The organism is Aureimonas altamirensis (genome assembly GCF_023702225.1).
Lineage (GTDB): Bacteria > Pseudomonadota > Alphaproteobacteria > Rhizobiales > Rhizobiaceae > Aureimonas > Aureimonas altamirensis_B.
The window spans coordinates 38,329-57,259 of the sequence record NZ_JAMQCO010000009.1 but is presented as its reverse complement, the minus strand read 5'-3'; the positions used below and the strand labels follow the sequence as shown (position 1 = coordinate 57,259).

Annotated in this window: 17 protein-coding genes; 1 reads left to right on the top strand and 16 read right to left on the bottom strand. The window is 66.4% G+C overall.

Features of this window, described 5'->3' with window-relative positions:
• Window positions 1-33: 33 nt before the first annotated feature.
• From NDN16_RS15405 to NDN16_RS15360, 10 genes are all read right to left on the bottom strand, one after another.
• Window positions 34-1,170, bottom strand: a complete 1,137-nt coding sequence (locus NDN16_RS15405; protein ID WP_251114356.1) for an ABC transporter ATP-binding protein — start codon at window positions 1,168-1,170, stop codon at window positions 34-36.
• Window positions 1,171-1,292: 122 nt separating this feature from the next.
• Entirely contained in the window at window positions 1,293-2,060 is a 768-nt protein-coding gene (locus tag NDN16_RS15400; RefSeq protein WP_251114539.1) for an SDR family NAD(P)-dependent oxidoreductase, read from the bottom strand.
• Between the two features lie 94 nt (window positions 2,061-2,154).
• Window positions 2,155-3,498: an FAD/NAD(P)-binding protein gene (locus NDN16_RS15395; RefSeq protein ID WP_251114355.1), complete on the bottom strand. Its 1,344-nt coding sequence runs from the start codon at window positions 3,496-3,498 to the stop codon at window positions 2,155-2,157.
• A gap of 25 nt (window positions 3,499-3,523) precedes the next feature.
• Complete coding sequence (locus NDN16_RS15390; RefSeq protein ID WP_251114354.1) at window positions 3,524-3,682, bottom strand: hypothetical protein; 159 nt, start codon at window positions 3,680-3,682, stop codon at window positions 3,524-3,526.
• 113 nt (window positions 3,683-3,795) lie between these two features.
• Window positions 3,796-5,145, bottom strand: coding sequence for an LLM class flavin-dependent oxidoreductase (locus tag NDN16_RS15385; protein WP_251114353.1), 1,350 nt, complete (start codon window positions 5,143-5,145; stop codon window positions 3,796-3,798).
• 25 nt (window positions 5,146-5,170) lie between these two features.
• The gene (locus tag NDN16_RS15380) at window positions 5,171-5,905 is read right to left on the bottom strand and encodes an ABC transporter ATP-binding protein (protein WP_251114352.1); all 735 of its coding nucleotides are present in this window, start codon (window positions 5,903-5,905) and stop codon (window positions 5,171-5,173) included.
• A complete protein-coding gene (locus tag NDN16_RS15375; RefSeq protein ID WP_251114351.1) occupies window positions 5,902-6,768 on the bottom strand; it encodes an ABC transporter permease in 867 nt (288 codons plus the stop codon). The genes NDN16_RS15380 and NDN16_RS15375 overlap by 4 nt, the downstream gene beginning before the upstream one ends.
• The gene (locus NDN16_RS15370; protein ID WP_251114350.1) at window positions 6,765-7,766 is read right to left on the bottom strand and encodes an ABC transporter substrate-binding protein; all 1,002 of its coding nucleotides are present in this window, start codon (window positions 7,764-7,766) and stop codon (window positions 6,765-6,767) included. The genes NDN16_RS15375 and NDN16_RS15370 overlap by 4 nt, the downstream gene beginning before the upstream one ends.
• 91 nt (window positions 7,767-7,857) lie before the next feature.
• Window positions 7,858-10,992, bottom strand: a complete 3,135-nt coding sequence (locus NDN16_RS15365) for an efflux RND transporter permease subunit (RefSeq protein ID WP_251114349.1) — start codon at window positions 10,990-10,992, stop codon at window positions 7,858-7,860.
• Window positions 10,989-12,119, bottom strand: coding sequence for an efflux RND transporter periplasmic adaptor subunit (locus tag NDN16_RS15360; protein ID WP_251114348.1), 1,131 nt, complete (start codon window positions 12,117-12,119; stop codon window positions 10,989-10,991). Before NDN16_RS15360 ends, NDN16_RS15365 begins: the two co-directional genes overlap by 4 nt.
• 74 nt (window positions 12,120-12,193) lie before the next feature.
• Between NDN16_RS15360 and NDN16_RS15355 the strand changes: the two genes are divergently transcribed.
• The gene (locus tag NDN16_RS15355; RefSeq protein WP_353050221.1) at window positions 12,194-12,835 is read left to right on the top strand and encodes a DUF922 domain-containing Zn-dependent protease; all 642 of its coding nucleotides are present in this window, start codon (window positions 12,194-12,196) and stop codon (window positions 12,833-12,835) included.
• Window positions 12,836-12,884: 49 nt separating this feature from the next.
• Here NDN16_RS15355 and NDN16_RS15350 read toward each other — a convergent pair whose 3' ends face one another.
• The 6 genes from NDN16_RS15350 to NDN16_RS15325 form a co-directional block, all read right to left on the bottom strand.
• Window positions 12,885-13,913, bottom strand: coding sequence for an ABC transporter ATP-binding protein (locus NDN16_RS15350; RefSeq protein WP_251114347.1), 1,029 nt, complete (start codon window positions 13,911-13,913; stop codon window positions 12,885-12,887).
• Between the two features lie 19 nt (window positions 13,914-13,932).
• The gene (locus NDN16_RS15345) at window positions 13,933-14,760 is read right to left on the bottom strand and encodes a carbohydrate ABC transporter permease (protein WP_251114346.1); all 828 of its coding nucleotides are present in this window, start codon (window positions 14,758-14,760) and stop codon (window positions 13,933-13,935) included.
• Entirely contained in the window at window positions 14,760-15,719 is a 960-nt protein-coding gene (locus tag NDN16_RS15340) for a carbohydrate ABC transporter permease (protein WP_251114345.1), read from the bottom strand. The genes NDN16_RS15345 and NDN16_RS15340 overlap by 1 nt, the downstream gene beginning before the upstream one ends.
• Before the next feature lie 37 nt (window positions 15,720-15,756).
• Complete coding sequence (locus tag NDN16_RS15335) at window positions 15,757-17,019, bottom strand: ABC transporter substrate-binding protein (RefSeq protein ID WP_251114344.1); 1,263 nt, start codon at window positions 17,017-17,019, stop codon at window positions 15,757-15,759.
• Window positions 17,020-17,082: 63 nt separating this feature from the next.
• Entirely contained in the window at window positions 17,083-18,132 is a 1,050-nt protein-coding gene (locus NDN16_RS15330; RefSeq protein ID WP_251114537.1) for a Gfo/Idh/MocA family protein, read from the bottom strand.
• Window positions 18,132-18,917 (bottom strand): ThuA domain-containing protein, encoded by a 786-nt coding sequence (locus tag NDN16_RS15325; protein WP_251114343.1) that lies wholly within the window; start codon window positions 18,915-18,917, stop codon window positions 18,132-18,134. Before NDN16_RS15325 ends, NDN16_RS15330 begins: the two co-directional genes overlap by 1 nt.
• Window positions 18,918-18,931: the final 14 nt, after the last annotated feature.

The window sequence follows — 18,931 nt, the reverse complement described above, 5'->3', positions numbered from 1 at the left end:
CTCGAAGTCTCCATCTGGTCGGCAATCCTGAGGTCAGTGGGCGAAGATCAGTATGTCAGGCGCATTCCACCCCAAGGCTATGGGCTCCCCGGGGGCGAACTGGCGGTGCGTCGCGGGGTCGTGGTCGAAGACCCGCAAAGCCGGGCCACCCTTGCCCGCCGCGACCTCGTAGACGATCCGTTCTCCTTCGAAGATCACGTCGGACACGGTGCCCGGCCAGCGGTTGCGGCACTCGGCCAGCGCGTCCGGCGTCGCGCCGATCCGGATCTGCTCGGCGCGCAGGGCGCCGGTGACCGTGTCGCCGGGCCGGGGCGCGCTGCCTTGTCCGGCCCAGCGCCCCAGGGCCGGCAGACCGCCGACGGAAAAGGAAATTTCGCCGCCCTCGACCGCGGCGACCGGCCCGGACAGGAAGTTGGTGACGCCGATGAACCCGGCGACGAAAGCGTTGGCCGGCTTGCGGTACGTGTCTACCGGCACGGCGTTCTGCTGGATGGCGCCCTTGTCCATGACGATGATCTCGTCCGAGACGACGAGCGCCTCGCGCTGATCGTGCGTCACGTTGATGGTCGTCACGCCCAGCTCTTTCTGGATGCGGCGGAATTCAAGCTGCATCTCTTCCCGCAGCTTGCGGTCCAGGGCTGCCAGCGGCTCGTCCAGAAGCAGGAGATCCGGCTCGAAAACCAGCGCCCGCGCGATGGCGACGCGCTGCTGCTGGCCGCCCGACAGTTGATGGATGCGACGGTCGGCATAGGGGCCGAGCTGCACCAGATCGAGATAACGCCGGACCCGGTCCGGTATCGTCCTGGCGTCGAACCGCCGCATCTTCAGCGGGAAAGCCACGTTCTCCGCCGCCGTCATATGCGGAAAGAGCGCCAGTTTCTGGAAAACCATGCCGATCGAGCGGCGATGCGGGGGCACGGCGCTGACGGGCGCGCCGTTGATGTAGATCTCCCCCGTGGTCGGCCGCTGGAAACCTGCGATCATCCGCAGCAACGTCGTCTTGCCCGACCCGGAAGGGCCCAGAATGGTCAGGAACCGACCGTCCGCCAGGTCGAAGGCGGCGTCACGCACGGCGTGGACGCCATCATACACCATGCCGACGCCACGCACGGAAACAGCCGCCTGCGTACCGGGATGCCGGTTTGCGCGTGTCTGGGGTGCCGACGACATGAACGTCTCCGTATCCTGCACCGTGGGCGCCACAACCCCACGGAATATGTCTATACAAATGACCGAATGACGGTCAATCCATATTTTAGGCATCTACCTCTATTGCCGTAAAAATGGGCACGTCAGATCGATGCGAGGTATCCGCCGTCTACGGCGATGCATTGCCCTGTCACGTAGGAGGCGGCGTCGCTGCACAGGAAGGCGACGGCCCCGCCGACATCCTCCATGCGTCCGAAACGCCGTTGGGGAATACGGTCCAGCATCCGCGCCGCCCATGCCTCGTCGCCGTAGAAGACCTCGGTCATCTCCGTTCGAAAATAGCCGGGCGCGATGGCGTTGACGCGGATGCCCATGGGCGCCCATTCGCTCGCCAGGGCGCGGGTCATCCCCAACAGCCCCGCCTTGGAACTGCCGTAGGCAACCGCCGTCGGGACGCCGACGAAGGAGGTGAGAGAGCAGAGATTGACGATCGCGCCGCCACCGCGCACGGACATGCTGCGCGCCACTGCCTGCGAACAGAAGAAACTGCCCTTCAGGTTGGTATCCAGGATACTGTCCCATAAGGCGGCGTCCACATCGAGCGACGCGCGCACGTTTTCGATGCCGGCATTGTTGACGAGTATGTCGACAGGCCATTGCGCGTCGAGGGCGGCCAGTGCGGACGGTGCCTCAGCCGTGTCGCGAACGTCCAGTACAAGTGCCCTTGCCGTTAGACCGGCCTCGCGCAGGGCCAGGACCGCCTCGTCGAGCCCCGCGCGGTTGCGGCCGGCCAGGCAGATCTCGGCACCCATCCGGCCGAGCGCCTCCGCCACGGCACGACCGAGCCCTCGCCCGCCGCCGGTGATCACCGCGCGCCGGCCGACAAGGCTGAACATCGCCGGATCGAACATGGTGCCCTGCCCCCTCGCGAATCCCATCATGATCCACCAGAGGTTTACACACCGCCCACGAAGCCGATGCAAGGCATATCACCGGCGGTGCACGTCATGCGATCCTGGTCCCGGCCAGCCTTGTCGCGAGCGCGGCGCATTGAACCCTGATGTCGGGTATGGCTGTAACCTCCCAGAACAATGCCCGCGTGACCGGCCCCACCCCGAACAGGCGTCGGGAGGCACGGCCCTCCGCGTCGAGCACCGCCCCGGTTTCGTCGGTCTCGATGCCGATACGGAGAGGATCCAGCCTGGCCCGTCCCGTCCTGACCAGTTCGGCAGCCAGCGTGTTGCTGCCCGACATCGGGTTCCGCAGGATTCCGGTACAGTCGATCACACGTCGCACGCGCAAGGTCGCCGGCGCGCCATCGCGCTTTCGGACGGTCAACTCGGTGTGGCCTGCCTCGGACCGCCAGTCGACCACCCGCCCGGCAACCACGTGCAGCTGACCGTCATCGATGGCTTCTTGCAGGGCCTGGGCGGCCTGCGGGGCCATGCGATGGCGATGCACCTCCCAGAAGGTTCGTGCATGCCGCAGGAAACGGGCCCGCGCGTCCACGCTCATCGATTGCCACAGCGCCTGGGTATGCGGACGCACGGCGTCGATCAGATCGCGCCAGTCGCCGCCGCGCCCTGCATGCCAGGCGGCCGCCTGGCGCAACCAGCGCAGCAGGTAGGTGGGGCTGGTCCCGAAGGGGATGTCGGCGGCATCCAGCAGAAACGGCGTGGCATGCCGCGTATGCACATGCGGCAGCAGGCCGCGCCGCGAGACGGCGGTGATACGCCCGCGATGGCCGCTGCGGCGAAGTTGGGCGACATTGTCGACCATGGACAGCCCCGTGCCGATGATGGCGACATCGTCGTCCTCGGCAAGCCCCAGTTCGGTAAGGCCGAGCCATGGCCCGACGACGCCGGAGTCCGGCTCCGGCCGCGGCTCGGCATGGCCGGTCGCCAGCACGACACGGTCGGCGAGTTCGGTGCGCCCGTCCTTCAACGTCGCGGCCACGCCGCCACGCAATTCCGTCAGGGATGTGCACTCGCCCTCGATCAATTGCAGCCTGCCGCCGGCCGTGCCGAGAATATCTCCGAGATAGGCGCGGTAGAGGCGGCGGGGCACGAAGCAGAACGGATCGCTGCAGTCGATGCCGGTGGCGCGGTCGCCGGCCGTCAGCCAGCGCCAGAAATGGTCGGCATCGTCCGGGTAGGCGCTCATGCCGCTGGCGCGCGTATTCAGGAGATGGTCCGGCTCGTCGGTGGAATAGGCGATGCCGGCGCCGAAATGGGGGCGCCTTTCAACCAGCGCTACGCCCAGCGTTTCGGGGCCGAATTTCAAAAGATGCGCCGCCAGGATAACGCCGCTCGCGCCCCCGCCGATGATGAGGATGCGGTCGGCTTTCACGGCCTTTGCCCCGACCGCCGCGCCGTCAGGGTGCGTAGACGGCGATGCGTTCCGCCGTCGCCTGGCCGCCGAACGGGCCGATGCCGAAGGTGCATGCCGCAACCAGCCCTACGGACAGGATGGCCGCTACGGCCGAGGCGGCCGTCGCGCCGGTTCGTGACTGACGTTGCGAACGATCCTGCATACGCTGCCCTTCGTTGGTCGACGGGCCGATGGTAGATGCTCGACGCCGTCGCGGATAGGGATCGATTATCCATTATTTCACTAGATTGAGAACGATCTTGCTTTCCCTGCCCGTCATGCGCTGCGCCGTCCCCGATCGACGGTCAGCGACCCGGCTTCCGGTCGTGGCAGGCCGAGATGGTGCCGCAGCGTTTCGCCGCGATAGCCGCTTCGGAACAGGCCCCGCCGGCGCAGAAGCGGAACGACCTCGGACGTGAACAGCTCGAACTGCGCCGGCAGGATCGGCGGCATCACGTTGAAGCCGTCGGCGGCGCCCGACAGGAACCAGTCTTCGATGATGTCGGCGATCTGCTCCGGCGTGCCGACGGTTGCGAAGTGTCCGCGCGCACCCGCCAGCCGCGCCAGAAGCTGACGCAGGGTCAGCCCTTCGTCCAGTGCAAGGCGCGCGATGCCTTGGGCCCGGCTCAACGATGCCTCGACCGTGGAGATATCCGGAAAATCCCCCGCGGCGAGCGGCCGGTCCAGCGGCAGCGCCGCAAAGTCGTGGCCGCCGAACCGGTTGGACAGATGTTGCAGGCCGGTTTCCGGACGGTTCAGATCCGCGAGCTCACGCTCCACCCGTTGCGCCTCCGCCTCGGTGGAACCGATCGTGGCGCTGATGCCGGGCAGGATCACGATATGCTCGGGCCGGCGGCCCAGTGCCTGCGCCTGTCGCTTGATCGCGCTGTAGAACTCGATCGCCGATTCCTTGCCGGTGTGGGCGGTGAAGATCGCTTCCGCCCATGTCGCCCCGAAGCGGCGGCCGGGTTCGGACGAGCCCGCCTGTACATAGACGGGCCGCCCCTGCGGCCCGCGCGGAATGTTGAGGGGGCCCTCCACCTTGCTCCACGGGCCATCGTGGTGGACGGGGCGAACCTTGGCCGGGTCGAAGTAGACCCCGCCCGCACGATCGTCCAGCACGGCGTCGTCTTCCCAGCTGTCCCACAGCGCGGTCACGGCCTGCAGGAAGTCCTCGGCGCGCTCGTACCGTTCCCCGTGCCCGACCTGGCCGATATGACCGAAATTGTCCGCTGCGGCAGGCGCCCAGCTGGTTACGATGTTCCAGCCGACGCGCCCCCCCGAGAGATGGTCCAGCGAGGCGAACTGGCGGGCGAGGTTGTATGGCTCCGTATAGGTGGTGGATGCCGTGGCGATCAGCCCGATGCGGCTGGTCACGGCGGACAGGGCCGCCAGGAGCGTCAGCGGCTCGAGGCCGCCCTGCGCCGAGTGCCCGTGGCGCTGGCCGAGCGCCAGCACGTCCGCAAGAAAGACAGCGTCGAAGGCGGCCTTCTCCGCCAGATCGGCAAGGCCGCGGTAATAGCTGAAATCCGTCAACGCCAGCGGCGAGGCATCGGGATGCCGCCAGGCGCTTTCATGGTGCCCCCGGGTGTGGACGAAGAGATTCAGGTGCAGTTCGCGGCTCATGACGGCCTCCCATTGTCCTGGATTGTCAGGCCGCTGCGACGTCGACGCCCAGCGCGGCCAGAAGCTCTGTTCTCAAGGTTTCGAAACCGGCATGCGAGGCCCGGCGCGGATGCGGAAGGCCGACCGCCCTGTCGAGCGCGATCCGCCCCTCTTCCATCACCAGCACCCGGTCGGCCAGCAGGAGGGCCTCGTCCACGTCGTGGGTGACGAGGATGACGGTCGGCCGCTCCTGCGCCACGAGCTCGAACAGGAGCCCGTGCATCTTGACGCGGGTCAGCGCGTCCAGAGCGCCGAAGGGCTCGTCCGCCAGCAGCAATTGCGGCCCGCGCACCAGCGAGCGCGCCAGCGCCACGCGCTGCTTTTCTCCGCCGGACAAAGTCGCGGGCCAGACGCCGCCCTTGTCGCCCAGGCCGACGCGCATCAGCATCGCCGAGCCCCTGGCCGCGGCATCGGGGGCATGGAAGCCGATCGTGACATTGTCCAGGACGCGCTCCCACGGCAGCAGCCGTGAATCCTGGAACAACACCGAGGCGCGTTCGGGTACGGCAAGAAAGCCTTCGCGGTCGGCATCGTCGTCCAGCCCGGCCAGCGCCCGCAGGAGCGTGCTCTTGCCCGAACCGGACCGGCCGATCAGCGCGACGAACTCGCCTTCGGCGACATCCAGCGAAATTCCGCTCAGCACCGGCTTTCCGCCGAAGCCGCGCGACAGGCCGCGCAGACGCACTGCCGCCTCCGCCCCCTTTTGCAACGCGCCGCTCATGATCCGATCGCCTTGCGATAGGACAGGGCCCGGCTTTCCCACCAGCGGACCAGGGCATCCGAAACGAGGCCCAGGAAAGCGTAGATGAAAAGGCCCACGACGATGATGTCGGTTTGCCCCCAGTCGCGGGCGCGGCTCATGAGATAGCCGATGCCGTTATTGGTGTTGATGAGTTCCAGCACCACGAGCGACGTCCAGCACATGGTGGTGGCCAGCCGCAGCCCCGTGAAGAAGCCGGGCAAGGCGCCGGGCAGCGCGACACGGCGGACGAATTCGGCACGGCCGAGGCCCACCGTCCGCGCCAGTTCCACATGGCCGATGTCGATGCCGCGCAACGCGGCATGGGTATTGATATAGACCGGCACCAGCACGCTGGTCACGATCAGGAAGACCTTCATCGTCTCGCCGATGCCGAGCCATAATATGGCCAGCGGTATCAGCGCCAGCGTCGGCACAGCGCGCTTGACCTGCACGAGGGCGTCGATGGACGCCTCGCCCGCGCGCGTCAGACCGGCGGCGAGCGCCAGCACGAGGCCGAGGACGACGCCGATCAGCAGGCCGGAATAGGCCCGCATGGCCGATGCCGCGAGATGCGGCCACAAGGTTCCGTCCGCCACCATGGTCCAGCCGGTCGCCAGCGCCGTGGAGGGCGCCGCCAACATGCGCTCGGGCAACAGCCCGGCCTGCGAGGACAGTTCCCATGCGAGCAGCACCGCGGCAGGGCCAGCCAGGCGACCGATGGGACCCAGCTTTTCCGGCGTCAGGCGCACGGGCGGCCGTGGTTTGGCGGAAGCCGGCCGGGATGCCTCGCGGGCGGCGCGCACCGCGCCGGCCGGTCCCGAGGCGATGTCGATCAGGCTCATCGGTCGGTTGCGGCCGCGATCACCGCATCGAAACGAAAGTCGAACTCTTCGGAGGCATCGAGGCGCCGTGGCAACCCGCCGGCGGCATGGATGACGTCGATCAGGCCCTGCTGGGTTTCCACCAGTTCGCTCAAGGTCGGGAAGGAAGGCTTGCCCTCGGCCTCGGCGGCGGCGCGGCCCTCTTCGGGCGAAAGGCGCTGCAGGCCGATATAATAGGTATCGGCCCAACCCTCGGCATGTTCGGAACGCCATCGATTGGCGTCGATCCATCCGCTTACGAACTGTGCGATGGCCGCGCTCTTGCCCGGGTCGGCCAGCGCCTCGGGGCTTGCGTAAAGATAGGAAAGCGTGCGTGGGAGCCGGTCGTGCTCGGCGTCGGGAAGTGCGCTTGCCCCCGGGAAGGTCCTGACGTAGCGAGAATAATGCGGCTCGTTCAGCACTGCCACGTCGACCTGGCCCGCGCGCACGGCATCCGGCATGTCGGCGGCCTTGAGGCTGACGAACTGCACGTCGTCCGGCGTCAGCCCGGCAACCTTCAGCGCATTCAGGATAAAGGGCTGGCGCCCCGTCCCCTCGGCATAGCTGAGCTTCCTTCCTGCCAGATCTTCCAGCCTGTCGATCTGCAATCCCGGCCTGACGGCCAGATGGTAATCCACCTCTGTCGTGGTGACGGCGCCCACGATCGGCAGCACCAGGCCGGATGCGTGGGCCTGTATGGGCGGTGTATTGCCCACGAGCGCAAGGTCCAGCGCGCCGGCGCGGAACGCTTCCAGTATGGCCGGACCGCCCAGGAAATTGGCGTAGGTGACGTCGGCTTCCAGCTTGTCGGCCTCGCCCGACGCCTGCATGAGCGTCTGCAGGACCTCGTTCTGGTCCGCGACCGTCAGCGTCGTGCCGGCCGGCACGTCTGCGCTCAACGGCTGCCCGGCCCCCGATGACGAAGCCGCAACCGCCATTCCCAAAGCCAGAAGACCCTTGATGCCCCAATGGATCGTCATGCCCGCCTCGCTTGTCCTGTCCGGCCGATCTTGGCCTACTGGACGAGCTTAGCGGGACGGCGGTGCCGTCACAGGCATAATAATCTATCTTTTAAGTAGATTTATGAAATTTTCGTCCGGTGCCGCGGACGCGTTCCTTGATCGATTGGACGACGCTGTACAGGCCCGGCACCAGCACGATACCCACCACCGTCGCCGCCAGCATTCCGCCGAAGACCGTTGTGCCGATGGCGCGCCTGGCGCCGGCTCCGGCGCCCGTCGCCAGCATCAACGGGAGCATGCCGAGGATGAAGGAGACCGCCGTCATCATCACCGCGCGGAATCGCTGGCGCGCGCCGGTTTCGGCGGCCTCGGCGATGCTCAGCCCTTCTTCCTCCCGCTGCACGCGGGCAAACTCGACGATCAGGATCGCGTTCTTGGAGGCAAGCCCGATCAGGAGCACGATGCCGATCTGGGCGTAGAGGCTGTTGGCAAGCCCCGTAGCCAGCAGCATCAGCGTCGCGCCGGCCGCCGCGACGCCCAGGGACAGGAGGATGGTGATCGGCAGCGTCCAGCTCTCATACTGGGCGACGAGGAACAGGTAGGCGAAGACGAAGGCCAGCGCGAAGATGGCGTAAGCCGTCCCGGCGACCTGCGTTTCCTGGAAGGAAAGGCCCGACCATTCGAAGCCATAGCCGTCCGGCAGGGTTTCCTGCGCCTTGGCGGCCACCGCATCCAACGTCACGCCCGAACTGACGCCCTCGGCCGGCTGGCCGTTGACCTGGGCGGAGATATAGCGGTTGTAGCGGCTGAGCGTATAGGGCCCGAGAACGGTGGACACGCTGGCCACGGCCCGCAGCGGGATCATCTGCCCGTTATTGCTGCGCACATGCGTATCCAGGACGTTGTCCACAATGGCGCGATAATCGGCCTCCCCCTGCAGGTTCACCTGGAAGACCCGCCCCTCGAATGTGAAGTCGTTGACGTAGCGCGTTCCGAAAATGGCGCCGACCGTGGAAAAGATCTCGGACACCGAAACGCCCAGTACTTCGGCGCGGTCTCGATCGACGTTCAGGAACAGCTGCGGAACGTCGGCGTTGAACGATGTCGTCGCTCCCGCCACTTCCGGAAGGCTGTTCAACTCGGCAAGGAAACCGCGCATCACCTCGCCCAGCTCTTCCGCCGTCTGGCCCTGCAAAGCCTGGAGGCGCAGGTCGAACCCGCCCACGGCGCCGAGCCCGGGAATGGGTGGCGGCGCGAAGGCCGAAACGATGGCGCCGGGTATGGTAGCGAACTCCTGCTGGATCGCGGCAAGTATGGCGGGCAAGGCCAGCGCTTCCTCGTCCCGCTCGTCCCAGGGCGCCAGCGACACCAGCGCGAAGCCGCCATTCGGCGCGACCGTTCTTTGAAGGATGCTGAACCCCGATACCGAAATCACGTTCGCGACGCCCGGCTGCGCCAGCAGGCGCTGCTCCACGTTTTCCATGATGCGTTCGGTACGCTGCAGCGAGGCGGCGTCGGGCAATTGCAGGTCGATGAAGATGGCGCCCTGATCTTCGTCCGGCAGGAAGGTGGACGGCAATGCCGTGAAGGCGAACCATGCGCCGACGAAGGCCACGCCAATGCCGACGATGGTCAGAAGCTTGACGGCGATGAACCGTGCGACGATGGAGCCGTAGGCGTCGCGCGTCCTGTCCAGCCCGCGCGAGAAGAGGCCGAGCGGCCCCGACCGTCTCCTTTCGGGCTTTTGCAGCAGCAGCGCGCACAGCGCCGGGCTGAGCGTCAGCGCGACGACGGACGACAGCACCATGCTGGCCGACAGTGTAATGGCGAACTGGCGATAGAGCTGGCCGTCGATACCGGGCAGGAAGGCCGTCGGGACGAAGACGGCCAAAAGGACCAGCGTCGTCGAGATGATGGGGCTGGTGATCTGGCGCATCGCCTTGGCCGCCGCCGCAGCCGCATCGATGCCCTCCTCTTCCATGATCCGCTGCACGTTTTCGACAACCAGGATCGCGTCGTCCACCACGAGGCCGATGGCCAGCACGAGCGCAAGCAGCGTGATCGTGTTGGCGGAAAAGCCGAACACATAGAGCACCGCGAATGTGGCGATCAGCGAAACGGGGATGGCGAGCGAGGGGATCAGGGTGGCGCGCCATTCCTGCAGGAACAGGAAGGTGACGGCGACGACGATCAGGAAGGTGACGCCGAAAGTCACGTAGATTTCGTTCAGCGATGCGCTGACGAAATCGGTTGCATCATAGACGACGACATAGTCCAGGCCCGCGGGGAAGTTCTGGGAAAGGCGCTCCATTTCCGCGCGCACGCCCTCGGCCGTGTCGATGGCGTTGGAACCCGGCGCCTGGTTGACGCCCAGCATCGCGGTAGGCTGCCCGTTCAACAGGGCGCTGGCCGCATAGCTCTGCGCGCCCAGTTCGATGCGGGCCACGTCGCGCAGCCGGACGATGCCGCCATTGTCGCCGGTCCGCAACACGATGTCGCCGAAGGCTTCCGGGTCGGCCAGCCGCCCTTCCGCGACGAGGGAGTATTGTTGATCAACGCTGTCCGGCGCAGGCGCGCCGCCCACCTGCCCCAGCGAAGCCTGGATATTCTGCGCCTGGATGGCCGTGGCGACGTCGCCCGGCGTCAGCGACAGCGCGGTCAGGCGGCGCGGATCCAGCCACACGCGCATGGAATATTCCGACGTGCCGGTAACGGAGGCGTCGCCGACGCCTTGCACGCGCGAGATGACGTCCACCACGTTGGTGGACACGTAGTTGGAGATATCCAGGGCGTCCATCGACCCGTTCGTCGAGACGAAGCCGAGCGCCATGACGAAGTCGGGCGAACTTGCCCGCACCGTCACGCCTTGCTGCGACACCTGCGTCGGCAGTTGCGACAGGGCGATCTGGATCCGGTTCTGGACGTTGACCTGCGCGATATCGGAATCCGTTCCGACGGCAAAGGTGACGGCAAGGGAGTAGAGCCCCGCGTCGGACGAGGTGCTGCTCATGTACAGCATGTCGTCGACGCCGTTGACGGCCTCCTCGATGGGGCCTCCGACGACATCGGCGATCACTTCGGCGCTGGCGCCCGGATAGGTGGCCGACACGTTGACCGTCGGCGGCGTGATGTTAGGATACTGCGTGACGGGAATGGCCAGGAAGGCCAGAATTCCGGCCAGCGTCAGGACGATGGAGACAACCATCGCAACGCGTGGCCGGCGGATGAAGAAGTCCGAGATCATTGCGCGGCCGCGCCTTCCGGCGCTGCGCCGGCAACCGTTACCGCCGCACCGTCGGACAGGCGCTGGACGCCCTGCACGACCACGCGTTCTCCGGGCGCCAGGCCGCCGTCGAGAAACCAGCCGCCGTCGCTGCGTTCGCGCGTCTCGATGCGGCGCTGCCGCGCCGTGTCGCCTTCGTCGACGACATAGACATAGGCGCCCTCCCGATCGCGCAGCACGGCGGTCTGCGGCACGAACACTCGCACCTCCGGGTCGGCCGCGCCGATATGAAGCGTCACGAACTGCCCCGGCAGGAGGATGCGGTCGGCATTCTCGAAAGTCGCGCGCAAGGTCAGCGTGCCGGTCTGCGGATCGACCTCGTTGGAGACGAAGCTGATGCGCCCGTTACCGCCGTAGTCCGTGCCGTTGGGCAACCGGAGGCCGAGGGCGATGTCGGCCGGATCGATTGTGTCGAGCGCCTGGCCGTACTGCTGCCGCAGCGACACCATCACGCCTTCGGGCAGGGAGAAGGCGACATAGACCGGGTCCGTCTGGACCACGCGCGCCAGCGTCCCCGACCCCGAACCGACGAGATTGCCCCGCGTGATGAGGGGAATGCCGATCCGGCCGTCGATCGGCGACGAGATGGAGGTATAGGACAGGTCCAGCTCGGCCTGCTGCACCTGTGCCGACGCCGCCTCGACATTCGCCGATGCAGCGGCCAGCGCTGCTTCGGCTTCGTCCAGATTGGCCTGTGCCAGCGTGTTGCGCTGGACCAGCTCCCGCGTGCGGGCGAATGTCTGCTCGGCATTCTGGCGTTCGGCCTGCGCGCGCGAGCGCTGGGCCCGCGCGGCCGCGAGCGCGGCTTCGTATTGCGCGGGCTCTATGCGAAACAGAAGATCGCCCGCCGCCACGGCTTCGCCGCCGTCGAAGGTCACGTCCTCGATGAAACCTTGCACCCGCGCCTGTATGTCGACGGATTCGATCGCCTCGACGCGGCCGATGAACGCTTCCGCGTTGTCCACCGAGCGTTCCTCGACCACGGCCACCTCCACAGGGGCGGCGGGCCGACCGTCCTGTGCCGAGGCGGGCTGCAGGCCGAACATGAAAACAATGGCGCTCAGGGCTTTCGCGGCCGCGTGCTGCATGAGGCTGTCTGTCTCCGGATGGTGCCACACCGGCGACCATATATGGCGCGACGTCGCAAGCGGGAGTCTGCCGGATGTCACTCAAACGCGATTGGCAAGTCGTCGAAGCTGGCCTATGCAACATCATGCGCATCACAGCCCTTGCAGCCCTCATGGCCGCCCTGTCCTTCGCCCCCTCTTCGGCTGTCGCGTGGACGGCACAGGAGGTAGAGGAGCCCTATGCCGTCGCGGGGCGTACCGGCATCGAGCTTTACAACTCCATCGGGGAGCGCGGGCCGTCCGCCGGCGCATCGCGCGCCATCGCGGTCACGACGTTCAAGCTGACCTGGCAGCGGGATTACCAGCCGCGCGACGGCGGCTGCGTGCTCGCTTCGGCCCGGCCCAGGCTGGTCATCACCTATCGCCTGCCCAAGCCCTCGCAGCGCCTGTCGCCGGACGTAGCCGAAAGCTGGCGACGCTTCATCGACGGCATGCGCGCGCACGAGCGCGTCCATGGCGAGCATATCGTCGATATGGTGCGCCAGATCGAGGAGGCATCCGTGGGGCTGAGCGTGCCGGGCGATCCGTCCTGCAAACGCATCCGCGAGGTTCTCACCGAAAGGCTCGGCGCGCTGTCGCAGGCGCAACGCGCCCGCAGCCGGGCCTTCGACCAAATGGAGATGAGCGACGGTGGCAATGTCCACCGGCTCATCCTCGCCCTCGTCAACGGGCCGTGAAGCGCCGCGTCACCCACAAGATTGCGACAATCACTTTTAACATCGGCGGTTATCGGATCGCGCTTCCCTGCGCATCGAAAGCGTGGAGCTTGCCGGGCTCCGCCGCCAGCGTAACGGCTGCGCCACGTTCCAGCATCTGGTTGCCCGGCAGCTTGACGACGACGGGCTCGTCGCCCTGGCCGATGTCGACATAGGCCAGCGTCACCTCGCCGAGCGGCTCCACCAGCTTGACCGTGCCGGACAGGACGCCCGCCCCTTCCGTGGCCAGCGAAAGGTCTTCCGGCCGCATGCCGACATGCACGGTCTTCTCGGGCAGGCCCTGCGGCGCGGATACGGCGGATACCGGCACGATGTTCATGGCGGGCGAGCCGATGAAGCGGGCGACGAAGAGGTTGTCGGGCCGCTGGTAGAGCTCCATCGGCGTGCCCACCTGCTCGATCCGCCCCTTGTTCAGCACCACGATACGGTCGGCCAGGGTCATCGCCTCGACCTGGTCGTGCGTCACGTAGATCATGGTGGTGCCCTGCATCCTGTCGTGCAGCTTTGCAATCTCGATGCGTGTCTGCACGCGCAGCGCCGCATCCAGGTTCGACAGGGGTTCGTCGAACAGGAACACCTTGGGGTCGCGGGTGATGGCCCGTCCGATGGCGACACGCTGGCGCTGGCCACCCGACAGGGCCTTGGGCAGCCGGTCGAGATAGGGGTCGATCTGCAGGATGGAGGCCGCCTCGCGAACGCGCCGGTCGATCTCCGATTTCGGCGTTCCCTTCTCGAGCGACAGGCCGAAAGCCATGTTGTCGTAGACGCTCATATGCGGATACAGCGCATAGGACTGGAACACCATCGCGATGCCCCTTTCCTTCGGGGTTCGGTCGTTGACGGTCTGGCCGTCGATGGCCAGCGTGCCGGAACTGATCTCCTCCAGCCCGGCTACGATGCGCAGCAAGGTGGACTTGCCGCAACCGGACGGCCCCACGAAGACGACGAACTCGCCGCTGGCGATATCGAGGTCGATGCCGTGCAGCACGGTTACCGCGCCAAAGGATTTGGTTACGCCGGTCAGTTTCAATTCGGCCATGCGTCGGAACTCCGGATAGTCAGCCCTTGACGCCGCCGGCGGTCAGCCCGGCGATGATCTTGCGCTGGAAGATGAGGACGAGAACGATCAGCGGCAGCGTGACGACGACCGACGCCGCCATGATCGTGCCCCACGGTATTTCCTGCTCGGACGCACCGGACAGGAGCGCGATGGCCACCGGTACGGTGCGCGTTTCGTTGCTGGCGACGAAGGTGAGCGCGAACAGGAACTCGTTCCATGCCGCGATGAAGGCGAGCAGCCCGGTCGTCACCAGCGCCGGCCACATCAGCGGCAGAAACACCCGCATGACGATGGTAAACGGCCCGGCGCCGTCCACGATGGCCGCTTCCTCGATCTCCTGGGGCAAGTCCCGCATGAAGGTAGTGAGGACCCAGACCGTGAAGGGCAGCGTGAAGATCATGTAGGCGAAGATCAGGGAGAACAGGCTGTTGTAGATGCCCATCCATCGAACCATCTCGAACAGGCCCGCCAGCACCGCAATCTGGGGGAACATCGAGACGGCCAGGATGGTGAGCAGCAACAGCCCCCGTCCGCGAAAGCGGATACGCGACAGGGCGTAGGCGGCAGTGACGGCCAGGAAAAGCGAAATGGCGACGACGCTGGTGGCGACGATCACCGAGTTGAGGACGTTCTGCAGGAAGACGCCGTTGTTGAAGACGCCCTCGTAATTGGCCATCGAAAAGCTTCTCGGCAGGTAGTCCACCCGGAAGAGGTCCGTGCCGGATTTGAAGCTGGTGACGATGGCGTAGTAGAACGGGAACACCGAAAACAGCACGATGAAGAGGACGAGCGCGGCAAAGCCCGCCTTGCGGACGAGGGCTTCCATCAGCGGTCTCCCGAAAGGTTCAGCCGCGACAGGCGGATATAGGCTATGGTGCTGAGCGCGATGACGAGGAACAGCAGCGTCGATGCCGCCGATCCGTAGGCGAAGTTGTCGAACTGGAAGAGGTTTTCCTGTGCGAAGACGCTCATCGACTTCGTTTCCGCATTGTTGGGCGTCAGCACGTAGATCAGGTCGAAGACGCGCAGCGCGTCGAGCGCCCGGAAGATGACGGCCACGAGGATCGCCGGCCGGATCAGGGGCAGCGTCACCTTGAAAAACACCTTCACCGGGCCGACCCCGTCGATCCGGGCTGCCTCGTAGACGTCGCCGGGCACCATCTGCAGGCCGGCCAAGATCAGCAGCGCCATGAACGGCGTCGTCTTCCACACGTCGACGATGATGACGGCCCACAGCGCCGTATCGGGCGAGGCCGTCCACGCCACGGGCGCCGAGATCAGGCCGACGGACATCAGCATGTCGTTGAGGATGCCGAACTGGTCGTTCATCATCCAGGCCCACAGCTTGGCTGAGACGATGGTTGGAATTGCCCAGGGAATCAAAACCGCGGCGCGCACGATGCCTCGCGCGGGAAAGCTGGCGTTCAGCACAAGGGCGAAGATGGTGCCGAGCACGGTTTCGATGGACACGGAGACGACCGTGAACCACAGCGTGTTGCGTACGGCGCGCCACCATTCGTCGTCGACGAGCAGGCCGAACCACTCGCCCTCCCCGTCGCCATAGTCGATATATTCCAGATAATTCCGGAAGCCGATGAACTCGGCCGTCCCCAGCGAAGACAGGCTGGCGTCGGTCAGCGAAAAGCGGATCGTCTGTGCCAGCGGCCATGCCGCCACCAGCGCCAGCACCAGCAGCATCGGCGTCAGAAAAAGCCATGCGGCCCGGCGGCGGCTGCGTGCCGTCCGGTTGCCGCCCTTCGTGGTTCCTGCCTCGGCCGTCACCATCTGAAACCTCCTCCCCGATCGTGCCGCGTCGCGGCGCTTACCACTCGGCGCGCTTGAGCCTGCGTAGAGCCTTGTCGAGGCGATCGAGGTTGGAGGCGGCGTCGCCGCGCCCGGACAGCGTCTGGTGGACGGCCGTCCAGAACTCCTTGGACATCTCGTTGTACTTGCCCTTGGTGGCTGCCGACGGACGCGCGGTGGCCGTTTCGATGACCGGCTTCCAGTTGGCGACGATGGGCTGGGCCTCGGCCACCTCGGGATCGTCGTAGATGGCGGGAATGGTCGGCATGCGGGACTGGTTGATCGCGCGCGTCTTCTGCCATTCGGCGGAGGTCAGGAAGCGGACCATCTCGATGGCGGCTTCCGTATTTCGCGAATGCTTCGAAACCGCGACGTTCCATCCGCCGAGGCAGCCTGCCGACTGGCCACCCTCGCCCGCGGGCAGTTGCACCACGTCGAACTTGTCCTTCACGGCGCTGTCGTCGCCGCGCGACAGGGCGTAGGCGTAAGGCCAGTTGCGCATGAAGACGGCATTGCCCGTCTGCCACACGCCGCGCGCCTCTTCCTCCATGTAGCCGAGCACGCCACCGGGCGCGATCTTGTTGATCCAGCCGGCCGCGCGGTCGATGGCCGCCGCGGCCTCCGGATTGTCGACGGTGATCTCGCCCGATTCGTCCACGATGGTGCCGCCACCCGAGCTGGCGATCCATTCCAGCGCGTTGCAGGTGAGGCCCTCATAGGCTCCGCCCTGGAAGACGAAGCCGTTCAGGCCGCCATTGCCGGCCTGGCGCTCCGCCGTCACGATCTCGGTCGCGATTTCCTCCAGTTCCGCCCATGTCTTCGGCGGCTGCTTGCCGTATTTCTCCAGGAGATCCTTGCGGTAATAGAGCGCCGGAGCATCGGTATAGAGCGGCATGGCGACGAGCTTGCCGTCGACGGTCTGGGCGTCGATCACCGCCGGGAAATGTTCGCCGACCCGGTCGGCCATCACCTCGGACAGGTCCACGAAGTTGTCGGCCAGTTGCGGCGCCCAGATCACGTCGGTGCGGTACACGTCCACATCGGCGTTTCCGGCCGCAAGCCAAAGGCGGTACTGGCCGAACTGGTCGGTCGTGGAGGCCGGCATCTCCACGATGCGGACACGATGGCCACTCTCCTTCTCGAAGGCGTCCAGCGCGGCGCGCATCTCCTGCACGTCCTTGCCGACCGACCCGAGCACGATGGACAGGTCCGCCGCCAAAGCGGGCTGCACCGTCAGGGCAGCCGTTGCCGCCAATGCGGCCAGTGCTGTGCGAAGCTTCATGTCGATGGTTCCTCCCGTTATCGTAACCCGCTTCTCCCTGCGGGCGTGGTGCATGCGCTCTCCTCAGGCGGCTTTCAGCATCCGTCCTTCCGCATCCGAAACGAAGGCCAGGTCCAGCAGCCGCTGCACGTCGGCGGCGCGGCGAAACGCGGGCTCGCCGTTCTCGCCCGACATCAGCGCCAGCGCGAAGCGCTGTTCGTTGCGGGGCGTTTCCGGACAATCCACGGGCTTCCACGTCGCCGTCTCGATATCCGCGCCGAGGCAGGCCGAAAGGGTCGAGGCATGCTGGTTCGCCCAAATCCTCAACGCGCCGCGCGTGCCATAGATCGAAAGGCTCAGGTCGTTCAGGTTGCCCGTGGCGAAGCGCGACATGTGAACCACGCCGAGCGCGCCGTTGGAGAACTCCACCGTCATCGCCACGCTGTCATTGACGTCCAGCGTATACGGCCCGATAGCGTCGCCCTCGGCCTTGTCGAAGGTCCGCATGCGCGCCTGCATCGCCGCCACGTCCAGCCCGGTGCCGAAGGTGACGAAATCCAGGATATGGATGCCGATATCGCCAAGCACCCCCTTGGAGCCATGCGCCGACGACAGCCGCCACAACCAGCGCTCATCCGTCCGCCAGTCGCCCCAATGCTTGCCCGTCAGCCAGCTCTGCAGATAACTCGCCTCGACATGGCGGATCTCGCCGATCTCGCCGGCGGCCACCATGCGCCGCGCCATCTGCACGGCATGGGCGTTGCGGTAGGTCAGGTTGACCATGTTGATCAGCCCCGCGCGCTCCGCCGCCTCCGTCATCGCCATGGCGTCGCCATGGTTGAGCGCCAGCGGCTTCTCGCAGAAGACGGGCTTGCCTGCGGCGATCAATTCCAATGTCGTCGCATAATGCGCGGCATCGGGCGTGGAATTAACCGCCGCGTCGAATTCGCCCTGCGCCAGCGCGTGCGACAGGGAGCCGAAGGACTGCGCCATTCCATGCAGCTCGGCAAAGCTGCGCGCCCGCTCTAGATTCGTATCGATGGCCGCGGCCAGTTCGATGCCGGGGATCGCCCCGAAGATTTCCGCGTGTCGGTGCGCGATGGCCCCCGTGCCGAGGATGGCGAGCCGCTTCATCATCGATAGCCCGCCTCGCCCTTCTTGTGCAAAGCCGCGCCCTTGGGCGTCAGCTTTTCGCGCGCCTGGTCGTACGGCCGGTTCGGCGCCTCGGACACATCGCGCCACGGCTCGGCCGGATTGTAGGCCCAGCGGACCGCGTTGCGCAGCACCGTCTGAATGGCCGCATCGTGGTAGATGGGGTAGGTCTCGTGGCCCGGCTCGAAATAGAAGATCCGCCCTGCCCCGCGCTGGTACGTCAGCCCCGACCTGAACACTTCACCGCCTTCGAACCACGAGATGAAGACCGTCTCCAGCGGTTCCGGCACCAGGAATGGCTCTCCGTACATCTCCGAGTTCGGCAGCTCGATCGCCGTGTCGACGCCCTTCGCGATCGGGTGGTTGCGATTGATCACCCAGAGGCGTTCGCGCTCGCCGGCCTCGCGCCACCGCAACGAGCAGGGCGTGCCCATCAGCCGCTTGAAGATCTTGGAGAAGTGTCCCGAATGCAGCACGATCAGGCCCATGCCCTCGGCCACGCGCTGCTGCACCCGATCGACGATGGCGTCGTCCACTTGCCCATGGGCCTTGTGACCCCACCACAGGAGCACGTCCGTCGCGTCCAGCCGCGCCTGCGTCAGGCCATGCTCGGGCTCCTGAAGGGTCGCAGTGGCCGCCTCGATGTCGCCGTCGGCCGAAATCGCCCTGGCGATGGTGCGGTGGATTCCATCCGGATAGACTTCGCGGACGATCTCGTTTTCCTGCTCGTGGACGAATTCATTCCACACGACGGCACGTATGCCCATATCGGCGATCTCCC